The 18115-nt window shown below is 63.6% G+C and carries 14 protein-coding genes; 2 read left to right on the top strand and 12 right to left on the bottom strand.

Annotated features, from left to right (window positions below):
• The first annotated feature begins 53 nt into the window (after nucleotides 1-53).
• A complete protein-coding gene (locus V6E02_RS05875) occupies nucleotides 54-1640 on the top strand; it encodes a GGDEF domain-containing protein (RefSeq protein ID WP_347307845.1) in 1587 nt (528 codons plus the stop codon).
• Nucleotides 1641-1648: 8 nt separating this feature from the next.
• Here V6E02_RS05875 and hemE read toward each other — a convergent pair whose 3' ends face one another.
• The 3 genes from hemE to gltB form a co-directional block, all read right to left on the bottom strand.
• Nucleotides 1649-2707 carry a uroporphyrinogen decarboxylase gene (gene hemE / locus V6E02_RS05870; protein ID WP_347307844.1) on the bottom strand — a complete coding sequence of 353 codons (1059 nt, stop codon included), beginning with the start codon at nucleotides 2705-2707 and terminating at the stop codon, nucleotides 1649-1651.
• Between the two features lie 60 nt (nucleotides 2708-2767).
• Nucleotides 2768-4174 carry a glutamate synthase subunit beta gene (locus tag V6E02_RS05865; RefSeq protein WP_347307843.1) on the bottom strand — a complete coding sequence of 469 codons (1407 nt, stop codon included), beginning with the start codon at nucleotides 4172-4174 and terminating at the stop codon, nucleotides 2768-2770.
• A gap of 70 nt (nucleotides 4175-4244) precedes the next feature.
• Nucleotides 4245-8696, bottom strand: a complete 4452-nt coding sequence (gene gltB / locus V6E02_RS05860; protein ID WP_347307842.1) for a glutamate synthase large subunit — start codon at nucleotides 8694-8696, stop codon at nucleotides 4245-4247.
• 225 nt (nucleotides 8697-8921) lie between these two features.
• Between gltB and lipA the strand changes: the two genes are divergently transcribed.
• Nucleotides 8922-9863, top strand: coding sequence for a lipoyl synthase (lipA, locus tag V6E02_RS05855; protein ID WP_347307841.1), 942 nt, complete (start codon nucleotides 8922-8924; stop codon nucleotides 9861-9863).
• 1 nt (nucleotide 9864) lies between these two features.
• Here lipA and V6E02_RS05850 read toward each other — a convergent pair whose 3' ends face one another.
• The 9 genes from V6E02_RS05850 to V6E02_RS05810 form a co-directional block, all read right to left on the bottom strand.
• Nucleotides 9865-10506 carry a lysophospholipid acyltransferase family protein gene (locus V6E02_RS05850; RefSeq protein ID WP_347307840.1) on the bottom strand — a complete coding sequence of 214 codons (642 nt, stop codon included), beginning with the start codon at nucleotides 10504-10506 and terminating at the stop codon, nucleotides 9865-9867.
• A complete protein-coding gene (locus tag V6E02_RS05845) occupies nucleotides 10506-11444 on the bottom strand; it encodes a phosphatidate cytidylyltransferase (RefSeq protein ID WP_347307839.1) in 939 nt (312 codons plus the stop codon). Before V6E02_RS05845 ends, V6E02_RS05850 begins: the two co-directional genes overlap by 1 nt.
• Nucleotides 11444-12049: a CDP-alcohol phosphatidyltransferase family protein gene (locus V6E02_RS05840; RefSeq protein ID WP_347307838.1), complete on the bottom strand. Its 606-nt coding sequence runs from the start codon at nucleotides 12047-12049 to the stop codon at nucleotides 11444-11446. The genes V6E02_RS05845 and V6E02_RS05840 overlap by 1 nt, the downstream gene beginning before the upstream one ends.
• A 20-nt stretch (nucleotides 12050-12069) precedes the next feature.
• Nucleotides 12070-12480 carry a hypothetical protein gene (locus tag V6E02_RS05835; protein WP_347307837.1) on the bottom strand — a complete coding sequence of 137 codons (411 nt, stop codon included), beginning with the start codon at nucleotides 12478-12480 and terminating at the stop codon, nucleotides 12070-12072.
• Nucleotides 12467-13789: a phosphatase PAP2/dual specificity phosphatase family protein gene (locus tag V6E02_RS05830; protein WP_347307836.1), complete on the bottom strand. Its 1323-nt coding sequence runs from the start codon at nucleotides 13787-13789 to the stop codon at nucleotides 12467-12469. The genes V6E02_RS05835 and V6E02_RS05830 overlap by 14 nt, the downstream gene beginning before the upstream one ends.
• Nucleotides 13786-15561 carry a bifunctional alpha/beta hydrolase/class I SAM-dependent methyltransferase gene (locus V6E02_RS05825; RefSeq protein WP_347307835.1) on the bottom strand — a complete coding sequence of 592 codons (1776 nt, stop codon included), beginning with the start codon at nucleotides 15559-15561 and terminating at the stop codon, nucleotides 13786-13788. The genes V6E02_RS05830 and V6E02_RS05825 overlap by 4 nt, the downstream gene beginning before the upstream one ends.
• Nucleotides 15562-15629: 68 nt before the next feature.
• On the bottom strand, nucleotides 15630-16412 hold the full coding sequence (locus V6E02_RS05820) for an ABC transporter permease (protein ID WP_347307834.1): 783 nt from the start codon (nucleotides 16410-16412) through the stop codon (nucleotides 15630-15632).
• Nucleotides 16412-17323, bottom strand: a complete 912-nt coding sequence (locus tag V6E02_RS05815; RefSeq protein ID WP_347307833.1) for an ATP-binding cassette domain-containing protein — start codon at nucleotides 17321-17323, stop codon at nucleotides 16412-16414. Before V6E02_RS05815 ends, V6E02_RS05820 begins: the two co-directional genes overlap by 1 nt.
• Nucleotides 17311-17913 carry an alpha/beta hydrolase gene (locus V6E02_RS05810; protein ID WP_347307832.1) on the bottom strand — a complete coding sequence of 201 codons (603 nt, stop codon included), beginning with the start codon at nucleotides 17911-17913 and terminating at the stop codon, nucleotides 17311-17313. Before V6E02_RS05810 ends, V6E02_RS05815 begins: the two co-directional genes overlap by 13 nt.
• Between the last annotated feature and the right edge of the window lie 202 nt (nucleotides 17914-18115).

Here is an 18115-nt window from a genome sequence, read left to right as displayed (position 1 = left end):
TTTACGTGGTAGTCGAAACGGGCTATAAGGGTCTATTTTCCTCGCCGCCAGCCGTGCCTGCCCCCACCGCCCTGCTGTCCCGCCTTCGCCTCGTTCAGGAAGCCTGGCGGCGCTATCGCGATGTTCCCAGCCTGGAACGCTTCGTGGAACTCGCGGTGGGGGTCAACAGTTTCGCCGAATTCCTGCGCCACAGCCAGGCAACCGCCCTCTGCCATGCCGCCCACGAGCTGGAACAGGCGGTACTTGCCTTATTCGACCCGGGGGTCGCCCATCCCTTGCCGGAGACGGCCATGACCGAGCTTGCGCGGCATCTGGCCGCCCTGACCGCGCAAGTGGAAGCCCAGGTCAAGGCGGCGGCCGGACGGCCGGAGCGCCGCCAGGGGCTCACCAGTGGGGATGTCCCCGCAGCGGCGCCCCAAGACTGGCTGATTGGCCACGCGTCGGAACGCTGGTGCGCGTTGATGGAGCAGCTCGCCCATTTCGGCAGCCCCCTGCGTTTCCTACGCTGGGACGATGACCTGCCGGAGACGGGGGCATCCCTCCTGCTTGTGGACTTGCGTAGCCTGCCCCTGCCGGAATGGCGCGCGCGCCTGGCGCAGCTGCGGGCGAGCCAGCCGGGAAGCCGGATCCTCTGCCTGGAGGTGCGCTCCGATTTCGAAGAACTGCACGCAGCCCTGGCGGGCGGCGCCGATCATTGCTTGCTGGAAGGCACGCCGCTCTATGTCCTCGTGGAGCGCATCCTGGAGCTACGCCAACGGGAGGAGCCGGAAGCCGGGCGTGTGCTGATAGTCGAGGACTCCCGGACCGCGGGTGAGCTCATCCGCCGCACCCTGGCGGAAAACGCGATCGCCTGCGAGATCGTGCAGGATCCACGCGAGACCTTGCCCGCCCTCAGGCGCTTCAATCCGGACCTGGTGCTGATGGACATGTACATGCCAGGGTGCACCGGCGTGGAGCTTTCGCGCATGATCCGGCAGCATCCGCAGTTTTTGAGCGTGCCCATCGTCTATCTGTCGGCGGAGACCAACGTGGCGCTGCAGGTGGATGCCATGCGTCTGGGCGGCGACCATTTCCTCACCAAGCCTTTCAATCCGGTGTTTCTCAACGCGCTGGTGCGCACCCAGATCGAGCGCTACCGGGCCATGCGTCGCACCATGCACCACGACAGTCTCACCGGGCTGCTCAACCACACGAGCGGCAAGAGCACGCTGGAGGTGTTGCTGGCCAACCTGCCGGCAGAGAAGACTGGCCTGTCGGTGGTGATGCTGGACATCGACCATTTCAAGCAGGTCAATGACCGCTACGGTCATCCCGTAGGCGATCAGGTGATCCGCAGTCTGTCCTGGTTGTTACGACAGCGGCTGCGTCGCAGCGATCTGTTGTGCCGCTATGGGGGCGAGGAATTCCTCATCGCCCTGCCCCACACCACGCCCCAGCAGGCCTTCACCATCATGGACCGCATCCGGGAAGATTTCGCGCGGGTACGCCATCCTTATCGCGATAGCTTCTTTCAAACCACCGCCAGCGGCGGCATCGCCGGTTTTCCTACCTATGAGACCGCTGACGCGCTAATCCAGGCCGCCGACGAGGCCCTCTACGAGGCCAAGCGCAGCGGGCGCAACCGGCTCGTGCTGGCGTGAAGCTTCCCTCAATGAAACGGCCGCGATAGGTCATGCACCGCGTCCACCAGCGCGGCCACGCTCTCCGGCGGCGTGAACTGGGAGATGCCATGACCCAGGTTGAACACGTGGCCCGATCCCTGCCCATAGGACTTGAGGATGCGATGCGCTTCTTCGCGCACCACCTCGGGTCCGGCGAACAAGACCATGGGATCCATGTTGCCCTGCAGCGCCACTCGATGGCCCACCCGCTTGCGCGCCTCGCCGATTTCGCAGGTCCAGTCCAGACCCACCGCATCGCAGCCGATGGCGGCGATTTTCTCCAGCCAGACGCCACCGCCCTTGGTGAAAACGATGGAGGGCACGCGCACGCCTTCGTGTTCCTTGATGAGGCCGGCCACCACCTGCCGGAGATAGGCGAGGGAGAATTCTTCGTAGGCGGGTGAGGACAGCATGCCGCCCCAGGTATCGAAGATCTGCACCGCCTGGGCACCGGCACGAATCTGGGCATTGAGGTAGTCGGTGACCGCACGCGTGTTCACTTGCAGGATTCGGTGAAACAAGTCCGGCCGCCGGTAGAGCATGGTTTTGGTGGTGCGGAAATCATCGGAGCCACCCCCTTCCACCATGTAGCAGGCCAGGGTGAACGGGCTGCCGGAAAAGCCGATTAGTGGCACCTCGTTGGCCAGCGCCTTGCGGATTTGGCGCACCGCATCCAGCACATAGCCGAGATGGGTTTCCGGATCGGGCGCGGTTAGATCGCGTATCTCCCACTCCTCGCGCAGGGGCCGTTCGAACTTGGGGCCCTCGCCCTCCGCGAAATACAGGCCCAGTCCCATGGCATCCGGGATGGTGAGGATGTCGGAGAACAGTATGGCCGCGTCCAGCCCGAAGCGCGCGATGGGCTGCAGGGTCACTTCCGTGCAGAAGTCCGGGTTCTTGCACAAGTCGAGGAAGGAACCCGCGCGGGCGCGTGTTTCGTTGTATTCCGGCAGATAGCGTCCCGCCTGACGCATGATCCAGATGGGCGTATAGGGCACGGGCTCTTTGAGCAAGGCGCGCAGGAAGGTGTCGTTTTTAGGCTTCATGTGTGCGGCAGGCGTCTTCTGTGTGGGGAGGGCCGCTCGCCCCTCACGCTTAACGGCTCGTCAAACGCCCAGATAGGCGAGGATGCCGGCGGCCGCCTGGCGGCCCTCCCAGACCGCAGTGACCACCAGATCCGAGCCACGCACCATGTCGCCGCCGGCGAACACCTTGGGGTGCGCGGTCTGGTAGGGATGGGCATGGCCCTTGGCGAGCACGCGTCCGGCCTGGTCGGTGCTGATGCCGTACTCGGCGAACCAGGCTTGGGGACTGGGCCGGAAACCAAAGGCGATGATCACCCGGTCGCAAGGAATGATCTCCTCGGAACCCGGCACCACCTGGGGCGTGCGCCGGCCGCGGGCATCGGGCGCGCCCAGCTCGGTGGTGACCAGCTTCACCCCTTCTACTTTGCCATGACCAACGATTTCCACCGGCTGGCGGTTCCATAGGAACTGCACGCCCTCTTCTTTGGCGTTGGCCACTTCGCGACGGGAACCCGGCATGTTGGCCTCGTCACGGCGATAAGCACAGATCACGGACTTCGCGCCCTGACGGATGGAGGTGCGATTGCAGTCCATGGCGGTATCGCCGCCGCCCAGCACCACCACGCGCTGGCCTTCCATGGAAATGTAACCGGTCTCATTGGGGGGCAAGCCTAGGCAATGGCGAACGTTGGAGATGAGGAAGGGCAGGGCTTCGTACACGCCTGGTAGATCCTCGCCGGGGAAACCGCCTTTCATGTAGGTGTAGGCGCCCATGCCCAGGAAGACCGCATCGTATTCGTCGAGAAGCTTCTGAAATGGGAGGTCGCGGCCGATCTCGGTATTGAGCACGAAGCTCACGCCCATCCCTTCCAGGATGGCGCGCCGCCGCCGAACGACTTCCTTCTCCAGTTTGAATTCGGGAATGCCGAAGGTGAGCAGCCCGCCAATTTCGTCGTAGCGGTCATAGACGACGGGCTTGACACCATTGCGCACCAGCACGTCGGCGCAGGCCAGGCCGGCCGGGCCCGCACCCACCACCGCCACTCGCTTGCCGGTTGGGGTCACGTCCGACAGATCCGGCCGCCAGCCCAGCTTGAAGGCTTCGTCCGAGATGTATTTCTCCACCGCACCGATGGTCACCGCGCCGAAGCCGCCTTGGTTCAAGGTGCAGGCCCCTTCGCACAGCCGGTCCTGGGGACAGACCCGGCCGCAGATCTCCGGCAGGGAGTTGGTCTTGTGGCATAGCTCCGCCGCCTCAAGCAGATTGCCCTCGCTTACCAGCTTGAGCCAGTTGGGGATGTAGTTGTGGACTGGGCACTTCCACTCGCAATAGGGGTTGCCGCAGCCCAAGCAGCGATCCGCCTGTTCCGCCGCCTGGTTGGCATCGAAGGGCGCATAGATTTCCTTGAACTGCTTGATGCGCACTTCCACCGGCGTCTTGTTGCCGTCTCGCCGCGGCACGTTCAGAAACTGAAAAATGTCACCCATTATCTGGTTTCCACAAACAGGTCCCACTCCTTGCGCGGGCAGGCGTAAATCGCGCCCACGCGCCGCGCACCTAGTCCTTCAACAAGCTGTCTAGCTTAAGGGCCTTGGGCTTGGCGAGGTAAAACTTCGCCACCGTGTTGTCGAAGTCCGCTAACAGCTCCTGGCCACGGCGGCTGCCGGTGAGGGCCACGTGCTCCTCGATTCTCTCGCGCAGGAACTGGCGGTATTCCTCCGTGGATTCGTTGGTGATGCGGTGGATGTCGATGAGCTCGTTGTTGTAGCGGCGCACAAAGCCACCATCCTCGTCGTACACCAGGGCAAAACCGCCGGTCATGCCGGCACCGAAGTTGAGCCCCACCCGACCCAGCACGATGACGCAGCCGCCGGTCATGTATTCACAGCAGTGATCGCCCGCACCCTCCACTACCGCCAGGGCGCCGGAATTGCGCACGGCGAAGCGCTCCCCGGCCACCCCAGCGGCATTCAGGCGGCCGCCGGTGGCGCCGTAGAGACAAGTGTTGCCGATGATGGCCGCTTCATGCGCCAGGAAGGTGGATGAGCGTGGCGGATAGATGATGATGCGGCCACCCGCCATGCCCTTGCCCACGTAATCGTTGGCGTCGCCTTCCAGTTCCAGGGTCAACCCCTTGTGATTCCACACACCGAAACTCTGGCCGGCACTGCCCATGAGCTTGATGTGGATGCAGTCCTCCGGCAGGCCTTCCGCACCATGGATGCGGGCGATCTCTCCGGATAGCCGCGCCCCGATGGAGCGGTTGGTGTTGTGGATGGGATAGAAGAGCCGAATGGGTTTGCGATCGCGGATTGCTTCACGCGCATCGGCCACCATTTTTTCAGCGAGCTCTCCCTTGTCAAAGGAGGGGTTGCGCGCCTGGACGCAATACTTGGGCTCAGAGTCCGGGATGCCGCTCTGGTTGAGGAGAACATCCAAGGTCAGACGCTTTTGCTTGGGGGTCTGGCCTTCCATCAGTTCCAGGAGATCCACGCGGCCGATGAGCTCTTCCATGGTGCGAACGCCCAGGCTCGCCATCAGCTCGCGGGTTTCCATGGCGATGAAGGTGAAGTAGTTCATCACCATTTGAGGCAGACCGATGAAGTATTTCTGCCGCAGGCGCGCATCCTGGGTGGCCACACCGGTGGCACAGTTGTTGAGATGGCAGATACGCAGGTATTTGCAGCCCAGGGCCACCATGGGGCCGGTACCGAAGCCAAAGGACTCGGCCCCCAGGATGGCCGCCTTCACCACGTCCATGCCGGTTTTCAGGCCGCCGTCGGTCTGCACCCGCACCCGGCCACGCAGGCCGTTGGCGCGCAGCACCTGCTGGGTTTCGGTGAGCCCCAGTTCCCAGGGTGTGCCGGCATACTTCACGCTGGTGAGAGGCGAGGCGCCGGTACCGCCGTCATAGCCGGAAATGGTGATGAGGTCGGCATAGGCCTTGGCCACGCCGGCGGCCACGGTACCCACCCCCGGTTCCGCTACCAGCTTCACCGAAACCAGCGCCTCGGGATTGACCTGTTTGAGATCGAAGATGAGCTGGGCCAGGTCCTCGATGGAGTAGATGTCGTGGTGGGGCGGCGGCGAGATCAACGAGATGCCGGGCTTGGAGCAACGCAGTTTGGCGATCATGGGTGAGACCTTGTCGCCCGGCAATTGCCCCCCTTCGCCGGGCTTGGCGCCCTGGGCGATTTTGATCTGCAGCACCTCGGCGTTCACCAGGTAGTGGGGCGTGACGCCGAAACGGCCGGAGGCCACCTGCTTGATCTTCGACATCTTGATGGTGCCGTAGCGCGCCGGGTCCTCGCCACCCTCGCCGGAGTTGGAGCGACCACCCAAGCGGTTCATGGCCTCTGCCAGCGCCTCGTGGGCCTCGGGCGAAAGCGCCCCCAGGGACATGCCCGCCGAGTCGAACCGCTTCAGAATGTTCTCGATGGGCTCCACCTCTTCCAGAGGGATGGGTTGGAGCCCGGTCTTGAGCTTCATCAGATCCCGCAGCATGGCCACCGGCCGATTGTTCACCAGATCGGCGTATTTCTTGTATTCCTCGTAATCGCCGTTCTGGACCGCCTTCTGCAGCTGCATCACCACGTCCGGGTTGTAGGCGTGATACTCACCACCGAAGATGAATTTCAGCAGGCCTCCCTGGGACAGGGGTTTGCGCGGATCGAAGGCATGGCGCGCAAGCTGCTTCTGATCCTGCTCGAAGTCATCGAAGTTGGCGCCAGAGATCCGGCTTACCGTGCCCGTCAGGCACAGTTCCACCACTTCCTCGTGCATGCCCACCGCCTCGAAGAGCTGCGCCCCACGATAGGAAGCGATGGTGGAAATGCCCATCTTGGACGTGATCTTGAGCAGGCCCTTGTTGATGCCTTTCACGTAATGGGCGATGGCATCCTCCAGGGATTCCTTGATCTCGTGGCTGCGGATGAGATCATGGATCACCTGATAGGCGAGATAGGGATAGACCGCCGTCGCGCCGTAGCCGATCAGACAGGCGAAATGGTGGGGATCGCGCGCGGTCCCTGTCTCCACCACAATGTTGCAGTCGCACCGCAGGCCTGCCCGGATCAGGGCATGGTGCACTGCTCCCACCGCGAACAAAGCGTGGACGGGCAGTTTGTCGCGGGTGATGGCGCGGTCGGATAGCACCACGATCACCGCGCCCTTCTTCACTTCCTCCACTGCACGGCCGGCGAGCGCCTCGATGGCGTTCTTGAGCGAGCGCTGCGCCGGATCGTAGTTGAGATCCAGGGTGACCGATTTGTATTCCGGGCCTGCCTGCTGGGTGAGGAAGACGAACTTCTCGTGGGTGAGCACGGGCGAATGCACCTCGATGCGCCGCGCATGCTCGGGCGTCTCTTCGAACAGGTTGCGCTCGGGACCAAAACAGGTTTTGAGCGACATGACGATGGCTTCGCGGATGGGATCGATAGGCGGGTTGGTCACCTGGGCGAATTGCTGACGCAGGTAGTCGAAGGGCGAACGCACCATCTGCGACAATACCGCCATCGGCGTGTCATCGCCCATGGATCCCACGGCTTCCTGCCCATCCTCCGCCAGCACGCGGATCACCTGATCGCGTTCCTCGAAGGTGACGTTGAATAGCTTCTGGTGCACCAACACCTCGTGGGCATTCATGAGGGGCAAGGTCTGGGGCTGGCTGAGTGAGGATTCCAGATAACGCACGTTCTCCTTGAGCCATTGCCGGTAGGGTTGCGCGCGCTTGAGCTGATCATCGATGTCGTGGGGCAAAAGCAGCTGCCCCGTGGCCAGATCCACCGCCACGATCTCGCCGGGCTTGATGCGGCCTTTGATTGCCACGTTCTCTGGCTTGTAATCCCACACCCCCACTTCCGAGGCGATGGTGAGATAGCGGTCCTTGGTCACCACGTAGCGCGCCGGGCGCAGGCCGTTGCGGTCCAGGGCGCAGACGCCATAACGGCCATCGGTGAGCACGATGCCCGCGGGGCCATCCCAAGGCTCCATGTGCATGGAGTTGTATTCGTAGAAGGCGCGCAGGTCCGGGTCCATCTCGTCCACGTTCTGCCAGGCCGGCGGGATCAGCATGCGCAGCGCCCGGAACAGGGGCACACCACCCATGAGCAGGCCTTCTAGCATGTTGTCCAGGCTGGAGGAATCGGAGCCCGTCGTGTTCACCAGCGGACGCACGTCGTCCATGTTGGGAATCAGCGGCGAGGCAAGCTTCACCTCGCGCGCCTTGGACCAGTTGCGATTGCCCTGCAGGGTGTTGATCTCGCCGTTGTGGGCGAGGTAGCGGAAGGGCTGGGCCAGCCGCCACTGGGGCCAGGTGTTGGTGGAGAAGCGCTGGTGATAAACCGCCAGGCTGGAAGTGAAGCGCTCATCGCGCAGGTCCGGGTAGAACACCGGCAAATTGGCCGGCATCACCAGACCCTTGTAGGCGATGACGCGGGAGGACAGGGTGGGAATGTAGAAGGTGGGATCGTGGGATTCGATGGCCTTCTCCGCGCGGCGGCGAGCGATGAACAACCTGCGCTCGAAGACCTCTTCCGTCACGTCGTCCGGACAGTTCACGAACACCTGCTCGATCACGGGCAGCGTGGCCAGCGCATACTCGCCGCAGGCCTCGGGATTGATGGGCACCGGCCGAAAGCCCGCCACCTCCAGGCCCTGGGCGGCGAGCTCGCGGCTTAAAATGTCGCGCGCGGTGAGGGCAGCCGACGCGTCCGTGTTGAGAAACACCAGCGCCGCAGCGTATTTGTCCTTGAGCGTGAAGCCCGCCTCCTTGGCCACGGCGCGCAGGAAGGCATCGGGCTTCTTGAATAGCAGACCACAGCCGTCACCCGACTTGCCGTCGGCGGCCACGGCGCCGCGGTGGGTGAGACAGGCCAGCGAGTTGATCGCGGTTTGCACCAGCCAATGGCTTGGCTTATCATCCATTTGCGCCATCAAGCCGAAACCGCAGCTGTCCTGCTCGAAATCCGGGCGGTAGAGGGTGCCCTTGAGCCAGCTCCGTCTGTCCATCGCCAAACCCTGCAAAATTCGGTGAAAAGTTCGCGATTCTAACCGGGAAACGCGCGCCCCGGCAATGCGATGACACCCCTAGAACCTGCGCGGGTTTGTCGTTTCGGGGCGTCCCATCGGTGCGCTGCCCTGTGATGCAAGCCATCGTGGGGCAGCCGCTCCAGTGGTGAAGCCATGTACAATGCCCGCTTCGGGCGCGCCGTGCGGCGAGTGTGACTTCGAGATATGAGCGATTCCCACAAAAACCCCACCGCCCAGCGAGGCGCCGCCAAGACCGCGCGCATTCCGGTCAAGATCGTGCCGGAGCCGGTGGCGAAGAAGCCTGCCTGGATCCGCGCCAAGTCGCCCAACAGCCCCCGCTTCTTCGAGATCAAGCAGATCCTGCGGGAACATGGGCTGCACACGGTGTGCGAGGAAGCCTCCTGCCCCAACATTGGCGAGTGCTTTTCCCACGGCACGGCCACCTTCATGATCCTAGGTGAGGTGTGCACCCGACGCTGTCCCTTCTGCGATGTGGCCCATGGCAAGCCGCAGGCCCCGCATTCCCAGGAGCCGGCACACCTGGCGCAAACCGTCGCTGCCCTGAAGCTAAGCTATGTGGTGATCACCAGCGTGGACCGGGACGATCTGCGCGACGGGGGCGCGCAGCATTTCGTGGACTGCATCCGCGCGGTGCGACAAGCCTCGCCCGCCACCCGGATCGAAATCCTGGTGCCGGATTTCCGCGGGCGCCTGGAATTGGCGCTTGACATCCTCGGGACCGCGCCGCCGGACGTGATGAACCACAATCTGGAAACCGTCCCTCGTTTGTACAAGGCCGCCCGCCCCGGTGCCGACTATGCCCACTCCCTGCGTCTGCTCAAGGATTTCAAGACGCGGCACCCAGACGTGCCCACCAAGTCGGGATTGATGGTCGGGCTGGGTGAGACGGATGAGGAAATCCTCGAGGTCATGCGCGACCTGCGTGATCACGACGTGGACATGCTCACCCTCGGCCAGTATTTGCAGCCCTCCAAACATCACCTGCCGGTGAAGCGCTTCGTCACGCCGGAGGCATTCAAGGCCTTCGAGACCGCCGCGCGGGAGATGGGCTTCAGCAACGCCGCCTGCGGGCCGATGGTGCGCAGCTCGTACCACGCCGATCAGCAAGCGGCCGGCGTCGCTTAAGTTATTCCCACGGCGCAAAATTTCCTTCTGCGGAGAGTGCGTTGATCTGCGCTTCCAGCGTGGACAGAAAACTGTGCTTGTCTCCTCCCCAATACAGCGGGAGGCCCAAAAAGACATCGCAAAAGAATGGCACGAGCAGTGCTTCGCCTTTAGGCAGGGCCTTGCCCAAGCCATGCAGAAACACCGGTACGACAGGCACGGCAGCATGGCGCTTGGCCAAATGCGCCACACCCGATTTGAACTCGGCCAACCGCTCCGGTTCGCCGCGCGAACCCTCAGGAAACAGAATCAGAATATCGCCCTGTGCGATGGCTTGGCTCGCGGCCGCCAACGGATCTTCCACGCCCATCGCGCGCCGCTTGATGGGCACAATGCCGATAATGTTGAGCGCAAACCAGGCAACGATACGATTGCGCAGAAAATAATCCGCCGCCGCCACCGGGTGCAGCTTAGGCAAAAGCGCCAGCGGGAAAAGCGACATCAGCACCAGCGTGTCGAGATGGCTGTTGTGATTGGCGACGACAATCGCCGGCCCCGAAGCAGGTAGGCGTTCGCGATGCCGCACGTTCAGGCCGATGACAATCAGTGCCAGCGGGCGTACCACCAGCAAGAAAAACAGCAGACGCAGTACGCGAACCCCCATCAGTAGTGCAGGTAATAGACGTAGTGGAAAAACAGCGGCGCGGTATAGGTCAGGCTGTCAACGCGATCCAGCACGCCGCCGTGGCCGGGGATGAGCGTGCCGCTGTCCTTCACCCCGATGTCGCGCTTGACCGCGGAAATGGTGACGTCGCCGATGAATCCGAACACGCCGATGATCAATCCGGCGCCAATTGCTTCTAACAAGCGCAGCGGCGTGAGGTAGGGCGCGATCAGCACCGCGAGCGCGAGCGTGGTCAGGATGCCGCCGATCAACCCCTCCCAGGTTTTTTTTGGGCTCACTTTCGGGATCACCTTGTGCTTGCCGAACAGTTTGCCCCAAGTGTATTGCGCCACATCGTTGAACTGGGTGAGGAACACCAGATACAAGAGCAAGCCCGCGCCGGCACCCGCCGCATTTTTCGCCGGATCGAGCACCAGCAGATAGGCCAGATGACTGATCGAGAACACCATGGCCATCATGCCCCAGTGCAAGGTGCCCGCCGCGCGCAAAAAGCCTTGGGTCTCGCCGATGGTCACCATGCGCAGCGGCAACAGCAGAAACATGAACACCGGAATGAAAATCACGAACATCCCATACCACGCGATGCCCGCCCAGTAGTAGTGAATCGGAATCGCGAGATAGGCCCAGAACAGCACGCGCCGGTCCGCGCGGCGGGTGGGAATGAGCGACAGGTATTCCTTGAGCGCGAGAAAGCTGACAAAACCCCAGAACACCACCGCCGCCGTCGGCGAGAGCAGCATGGCGGCGGCGAAAATGCCGACCATCCACCACCAGGACCGCATGCGCAGCTTGAGTTCGCCGTAGTCCTTGTCGCGCCGCACTGCCGCCAGAACCGCAACGATCACACTGGCCAGTACCAGCACGGCGATCACCCCGCCCAGCGCCCACAGCACATTCGGTTTCAGATGGTCGAACATCACGCGTTTTCCACAAGCGCCTTGCGCGCCCGGTTGAGCGTGGTCAGCACCAGCAGGGCCAGCACGACCCCCAGCAGCCAATTGATCCATCCGCCCGGCGCGACCCCCATCCCCAGCGCCAGTCCCAGCGCGCCGAACACGAATGCGCGATCGCTCTTCCCCATCGGCCCGTCGTAGCGGCGGCTGGCCCCGATTTGAATCGCCACCACGCCGGTCATTTCGCTGATCGTGGCCAACAGGACGATGAGCACCACCAGCATCGGCGAGATCGCCGGCAGCACTGAAAACGGCAGGTAGAGCGCCGCATCCGAGAGCACATCGCCCAGCTCATTGAGCAGCGCGCCCAGTCGGCTTTTTTGCCCATGCTCGCGCGCCAGCATGCCATCGATGGCATTCAGCGCGATGCGCACGAACAGAAACACCGGCACCAGCAGCCAGGGCCAGCGCTCGGCAGGGAATTGCCACACGCACCAGCCGGTAGCAAAGGAGAGCAGCACCGCGGCGGTGGTGACTTGATTCGCAGTGACGCCGGCGCGCGCCAACGCATGGGTCAGCGGTCGCAGCAATCGTTGAAAAGCGGGTTTGAGTTGATAGATGCTGGGCATCTCGGGTCTTTATAGTGAAGTTACCACATGAATACAGTCACGATCCCAAGGCCTTGCGCCAGCGTCAGCCCCACCTGCCAGCGTACCAGACGCAACGCGCCCTGAATGCGTGCGTTCATGCAGCGGCCAAGCTTGTCGGGTTTCATCCAGCCCAATTGGGTCAGCGCTTGATCCAGCGCGTCCAATCCGGTGTCGGGCCCCGCTGCTTGCAGGCGACGAAACAAATGCGCGTCAATGGCGATGCGCACGCCGTACCAGATCGCGCCGATGCCCAGTATGACGATCATGCCCCGCAGCGGCGCGGGCGCCCCGCCCAGCCAGGGCGTAAGCGCGGCGGCGGTGAACAGCAGCGACAGCCATGTGACCAGACGGGCCGCGCGCAACATGGCGACGACAATTTCCAGCGACCAGGGCGTCTCATGCGCCGGCATACAAGGCTTCCAGCGTGGCCCGATGCTCCGCGCCCAGAACGATGGCAGGTCGCGCCCGCGCAATGACTTGCAAGGCATGCGCTACGTCGCGCGCTTCGCCGTGGCGCAGCATCCAGGCCGCGACGGCCAGCGCGCTGCGCGAATAGCCCAGCGCACAACACACCAGCACGGGCCCCTTGTGGCGCGCGGCCTCGATGGCCCCCACGGCTTGCTCCAAGGTTTCGCGGCGCGGCATGGTCAGGTCCAGGGTGGGAAAGCCAATGACTTCCACCTGGCTGCCGCGCGGGGTGCTCAAGGGCACCTCCGCACTCATGTCGATGACGGTGCGAATTTTCGACCACAGGGCATCGCGCGGCCCAGGCAGGCGCCCGAGCCATACGCCGGGCACGATCTCGTGCGCGGCCTCATGATTGCGCGTCCACCAACGCGAATTGATCCAGGCGCCGAGCAGATAGGGCGCGTAAAGCCACGTGGCGGCAGGACTCAGCGCGCCATCCGTCCGCTTCTGAAATCCACGCGGGCCGAGCAGCAGATAGCACAGCGCGACCAGCAGCAGCGACACCGCCGGCCAGAACAGCCACAACGCACCGCCGCCGAATTGCATCGCCAGCAGCGCGGCGATAGCGGCCCCCGCGCCATAGCGCAAAGCCAACGCGCGCCGGCGCGCGTCGCCCGTGAGATGCGCGTCGGCCCATGGGCTGGCTTGATGTTCTGGCCACGCCCACACGCACAGCCAGCCGAGCAGCATGCCGGTCGGCACGTCAAAAAAATGATGTTGATAGGTGGTGAGCACCGACACGCCGATCAGCGCGAACCAGGCGTGCAGCAGCCAGCGGCCCGCGCCGCGCACGAATGGCTCATACAGCACCCACAGACTCACCAGCAGCGCGATGTGCAGCGACGGCGCCTGATTGAAAGGCTTGTCGAAGCCGGCGAGCAGGGTAAACAGCTCGCCGGCCCAGCCGCTGGTCGATGGCCGCTCAAAACTGAAGGTGAGCGGAAACAGTAGAAAGCATGCGACCGCAATCAACTGCGCGCTGATCAGGCGCTTGACATGGATGTTGAGTTGCGCCCGCGTCGCGCACACGAATAGAGACGCGCCGTACAGCACATCGATCGACCAGTAAGGCAGGATGCTCCAATCCCAGAACGGGAGATGCCGCTCCCAGTCGAACACGATCGAAGGCACATTGGCGCGGGCAGCCGCCAGCGTGTTGGCGGTGCCATAGGTAAGGAAGAAAAATGGCCCGAGAAAAATCAGCCAGGCGATGGCCGTCTTCCAGGGGCGCGCGGCACGGGCGTCGCTCATTTCACCCGCTGCGCCAGCGACACGGTGAAAATGCCCCATTCGTCAATGCGCTGGGTGATCTTGCGAAAGCCCGCCGCGCATACCAATTGATCCAATTCCTCCTGCGTGCGACGGCGCATCACCCAGGCTATGCCCTTGCGGTGGCTGGTCAGGGCGCGGGCGATGAATTCCAGTTGCGGATGCCAGGGCTGGCCAGTGTAAACCAGATAGCTGCCCACGGGCAGCGCGCGCGCGAAGCCGCTCAAGGAACGCTGGATCAGCGTATTGTCCGGAAACAATTCATACAGGCCGGACACGATACCGAGCGTGGGGCGCGGATCGGCAGCGGCAATGCTGTCGGCGTTGAAGGCATCGGCCTGAATGAAGCGCGCGAAGCCCGCCATATTTTTCTCGGCGATCAACGCCGCGCCGGCTTTGACATTGATGTCGCTGTAGTCGCGCAGGGTCAGCGAGTCGGGTCGCTGTATCGCGCCGCGCTCGAATGCTTCCAGCACGTAACGGCCATGGCCGGCGGCGATGTCCAGCACATGCACCGGCTGGCCTGTTTCGCGCAGCCGTGTGGCGGCCAGTTGAATCAATTCTTCGGCATGCACTTTGCGCTGACGGATGCCACGCCAGCCGATGGCGTCGAGATAAATGCGATCAATCATCCGGCCAAGCGGCGTCGTGCCTTGCGCCTGATTGCGATACACATAGTCCAGGCTCGAACCGGAATCGAAACCGGTTTCATGGCCGAGCTGCACGCCGCGCGACAGGCGGCCCGGAAATTTCAGCGACAGCCGCGTGAGCGCCCAGTACAGGCCACGCGGCGAGAGGGCGGGCAAGGGCGCGGCAAGGCGGGCCGCTTCGTCGGCGGTGTAACCGGCGACATGGGCTTGCGTCAGATCCGGGCGCTGCCACGGCGCCTCGAAGCGCGCGAGAATGAAGGCGCGCGCCTTGTCCAAAGCCTTCGCGCGATCCTGTTCGCCCAGGGTGTCATGGAAGAAGCCGTCGAATACGTGCTTCTCCTTGATTGTCGATCCCAGCCGCTCGAAAAAGCGGTGCTGCGGCGTGTGATGCACGACCCAATCCGCGCTCGAAATCAGCAGTTGCGTCGGGATGGTGATGGCGCCGGCGTCCGCCACGATGCGTTCGGCCGTTTCATACAGCGCCAGCAAAATGTTGACCGAAATCGGGCGCGTGATCAGCGGGTCGCTGTCGTAGCTGGCGATGCGCGCCGGATCGTGCGTCAGAAATTTCGCCTTGACGTAGCTGTTGACGAAAAAATGGCCGCGCAATTTCTGCATCAGGCGCAGGCCGGACCGCGCGAAGGGCACGTAGAGCTTCACCTTGAAAGCGGGAGACGCCAACACCATGCAGCGGATGCGCGGCGCGTAATCGTGCGCCCAGGCGGAAATCAACACCGCGCCGACGCTTTGCGCGACCACGGCCAGATTTTCTTCTGCCAGACCATACTCGGACTGAATGTGCTCGATGAAGGTCTGCACATCGCGCACCGAGGTGCCGAAGCTGGGGCTGAAGCCGCGCTCGCCGGGCGACCGGCCGTGTCCGCGCGCATCCCAGGCGAAAAAGGCAAAGTCCGGCAGATTCAGTTCATCCACCACATGCGCCATGCGCGCCGAGTGTTCGTGACCGCGATGAAACAGCACCACCGCGCCCCTGGGCGTCGCGCCGGTCGCCGGCCAGTGGCGGTAGAAGAGTTGCACGCCATCGTGGGTTGCGAAGCTGCGTTCTTCCAGCGGTCGTGCAGTGAGAGGCGGGTTTGCGGTCATGAGGGTCCCCCAGTACAAGTGAAGGCTGCCAGCCTACCATTTGTCATATGAGGGTACCAGAAGCCGGATCAGCTCAACAGCCGCTTGCGCGTCAGCCCCAACGCCAGCCAAAAGCCGACGCCGCCATAGGCAAGCAGCACCAGCACATGCAGCGCGATGGCGTGCGGCGCCTCGCCCAGCATGATCGGCCGCACCAGTTCGATGGCGTGGGTGAGGGGCAGAAAAGCGGAGAGCTTCTGTAGGGCCGCTGGCAGCTGCGAGACCGGGTAGAACACCCCACACAGCAGGACCATGGGGGTGATCACCAGGGTGAAGTAGTAGAGGAAAAAGTCGTAGTTGGGTGATACCGCGTTCATCACCAGTCCCATGCCGGCAAAGCACAATCCGGTGAGGATGACCACGGGAATGATCCACAGGGACATGGCAAACGAGGCGTTGAGTCCCAGCGCCCAAACGATGGCGAGGATGGCCAAGCCCGACAGCAGCGCCTTGGAGGTGGCCCACAGCCATTCTCCCAGCAGTATGTCGTCCAGGGTGAGGGGGGTGTTGAGGATGGCATCCCAGGTCTTTTGCACGTGCATGCGCGAAAAGCCCGAGTAGAGGGTCTCGAAAGTAGCGCTGTTCATGGTGGAATAGGCGACCGTGCCGCCCGCCAGGAAGGTGAGATAGGGCACGCCGCCCACGTCCGGCAGTAGCGCCCCAAGTCCGAAGCCTAGGCCCAGCATGTAGAGCATGGGGTCGGCCAGGTTGCCCAGCATGGAGGGAATGGCGAGTTTCTTCCATACCAGGAAATTGCGCCGCCAAACGGGCACGCAGCGTAGGCTCGGCCGAGGCAGAGTAAAGTGGCGCATCAGTCTCTGAGCTCCCGGCCCGTGAGCTTGAGGAACACGTCCTCCAGGTTGGCGGGACGGTGGGTGACCTTGAGCCCGGGCTGCCCGCGCAGATTTTCCATCAGGGCTGCGCCATCCTCGGTGTAACAGAACACGCTCTCGCCTGCGCGCTCGAGCCGCCCACACAGCCGGCTGCCGAAGGCTTCCGCCCAGGGCGCGGCCTGCTCACCGTAGATTTCCACCACGAAGGGTTCGATGTGGCTTGCGATGAGCGCCCGTGGCGTGCCGTGGGCAATGATCCGTCCTTGGTCCAGGATGGCGAGCCGGTCGCACAGCCTTTCTGCTTCCTCCATGAAATGAGTGGTGAGGATGAGCGTCTTACCTTGGGCGGTGAGGCGGCGTAAACCCTGCCACAGGAGATGCCGCGCCTGGGGATCGAGGCCGGTGGTGGGTTCGTCCAGGAACACCACGTCCGGGTCGTTCACCAGGGCGCGCGCCAGGGTCAGGCGGCGCTTCATGCCACCGGACAGGGTGGCGATGGGGGCCTGCGCGCGGTGGGCGAGCCCGGCAAACTCCAACAGGGCGGGAATGCGCATGACGATGGCCCGGTCCGTTAGCCCGAAATAGCGACCATAGACCAGGAGGTTTTCTTCCACGGTGAAGTCGGGATCCAGGTTGTCCACCTGGGGCACCACGCCCACCCGTTGTCTGGCTTGCCGCGCCCGCTTGGGCACCGGCTCGCCCAATAGCTCGATCGAGCCGCCATCCGGCTCGATCAGCCCGAGCAAAAGACGCAAGGTCGTGGTCTTGCCCGCGCCATTGGGACCGAGTAGGCCGAAACACTCACCCTTCTCGACTGCCAGGTCCACCCCGGCCACCACCTCCAGGCCGCCGTAAGCTTTACGCAGGCCCTGTGCCTTCAGCACGGACATAGGGTCTCAATGTGCTCCCGCAGGCAGGCCAGTTTCTTGTGGAAGAAATGATCCGCGCCGCGCACCAGGGCGAAGGTGCAGCCGTGGCTCTGCGCCCAGCGGCGCGCTTCTTCTGCCGGCACCAGCTGGTCATGCTCGCCGTGGATGACGATCGTTCCGCAAGGCGCCTCCCCCATGGCGAACAGGTTCACTGCCGGTCCCACTAGGAGCAGGTGCCGTGGTTTGAGGCGCTGCGCCACCACGCTTTGCACGTAGGCACCGAAGGAAAAACCGGCGAGGATCACCGGTAGCGCCGGATAGCGGGCTCGCACGAAATCGTGCACCGCCAGCATGTCCTCCACCTCGCCGCGACCCCCATCGTATTCGCCGCCGCTTCCCCCCACGCCGCGGAAGTTGAAGCGCACGCTCACATGACCGAGATCATGCAGGGTATCGGCGATGGTTTTCACCACCTTGTTTTCCAGGCTACCGCCATGCAGGGGATGGGGATGGGCGATGAGCGCGATGCCCTTGCGGGTCGCGCCTGGATCGTCGATGACGGTCTCGATCTTGCCGGCCGGACCGTCGATGCGCAGCCTAAACCGGGCCACTACCGGACTTTACCAACATACCTGACATGCTGTGTGTGCACCGCCATTGTCGCGCATGGGGGGGTCCCAGCCGACGTCACGACAGGCGCTGCCGCTTCCTGGCCCCCGGCTTTCGCTGCGCTTAGCCGGAATGGCGGTAAGGACGCCACCCCGCGCATCGGCGCGCCTCGTGGCCATTGCCTTGGGTTGTCCGTTATGCGGA

Origin of the sequence: Thiobacter sp. AK1 (assembly GCF_039822265.1) — a bacterium.
Classification (GTDB): Bacteria; Pseudomonadota; Gammaproteobacteria; order Burkholderiales; family Thiobacteraceae; genus Thiobacter; species Thiobacter aerophilum.
This window is presented reverse-complemented; position numbering and strand designations above follow the sequence as displayed.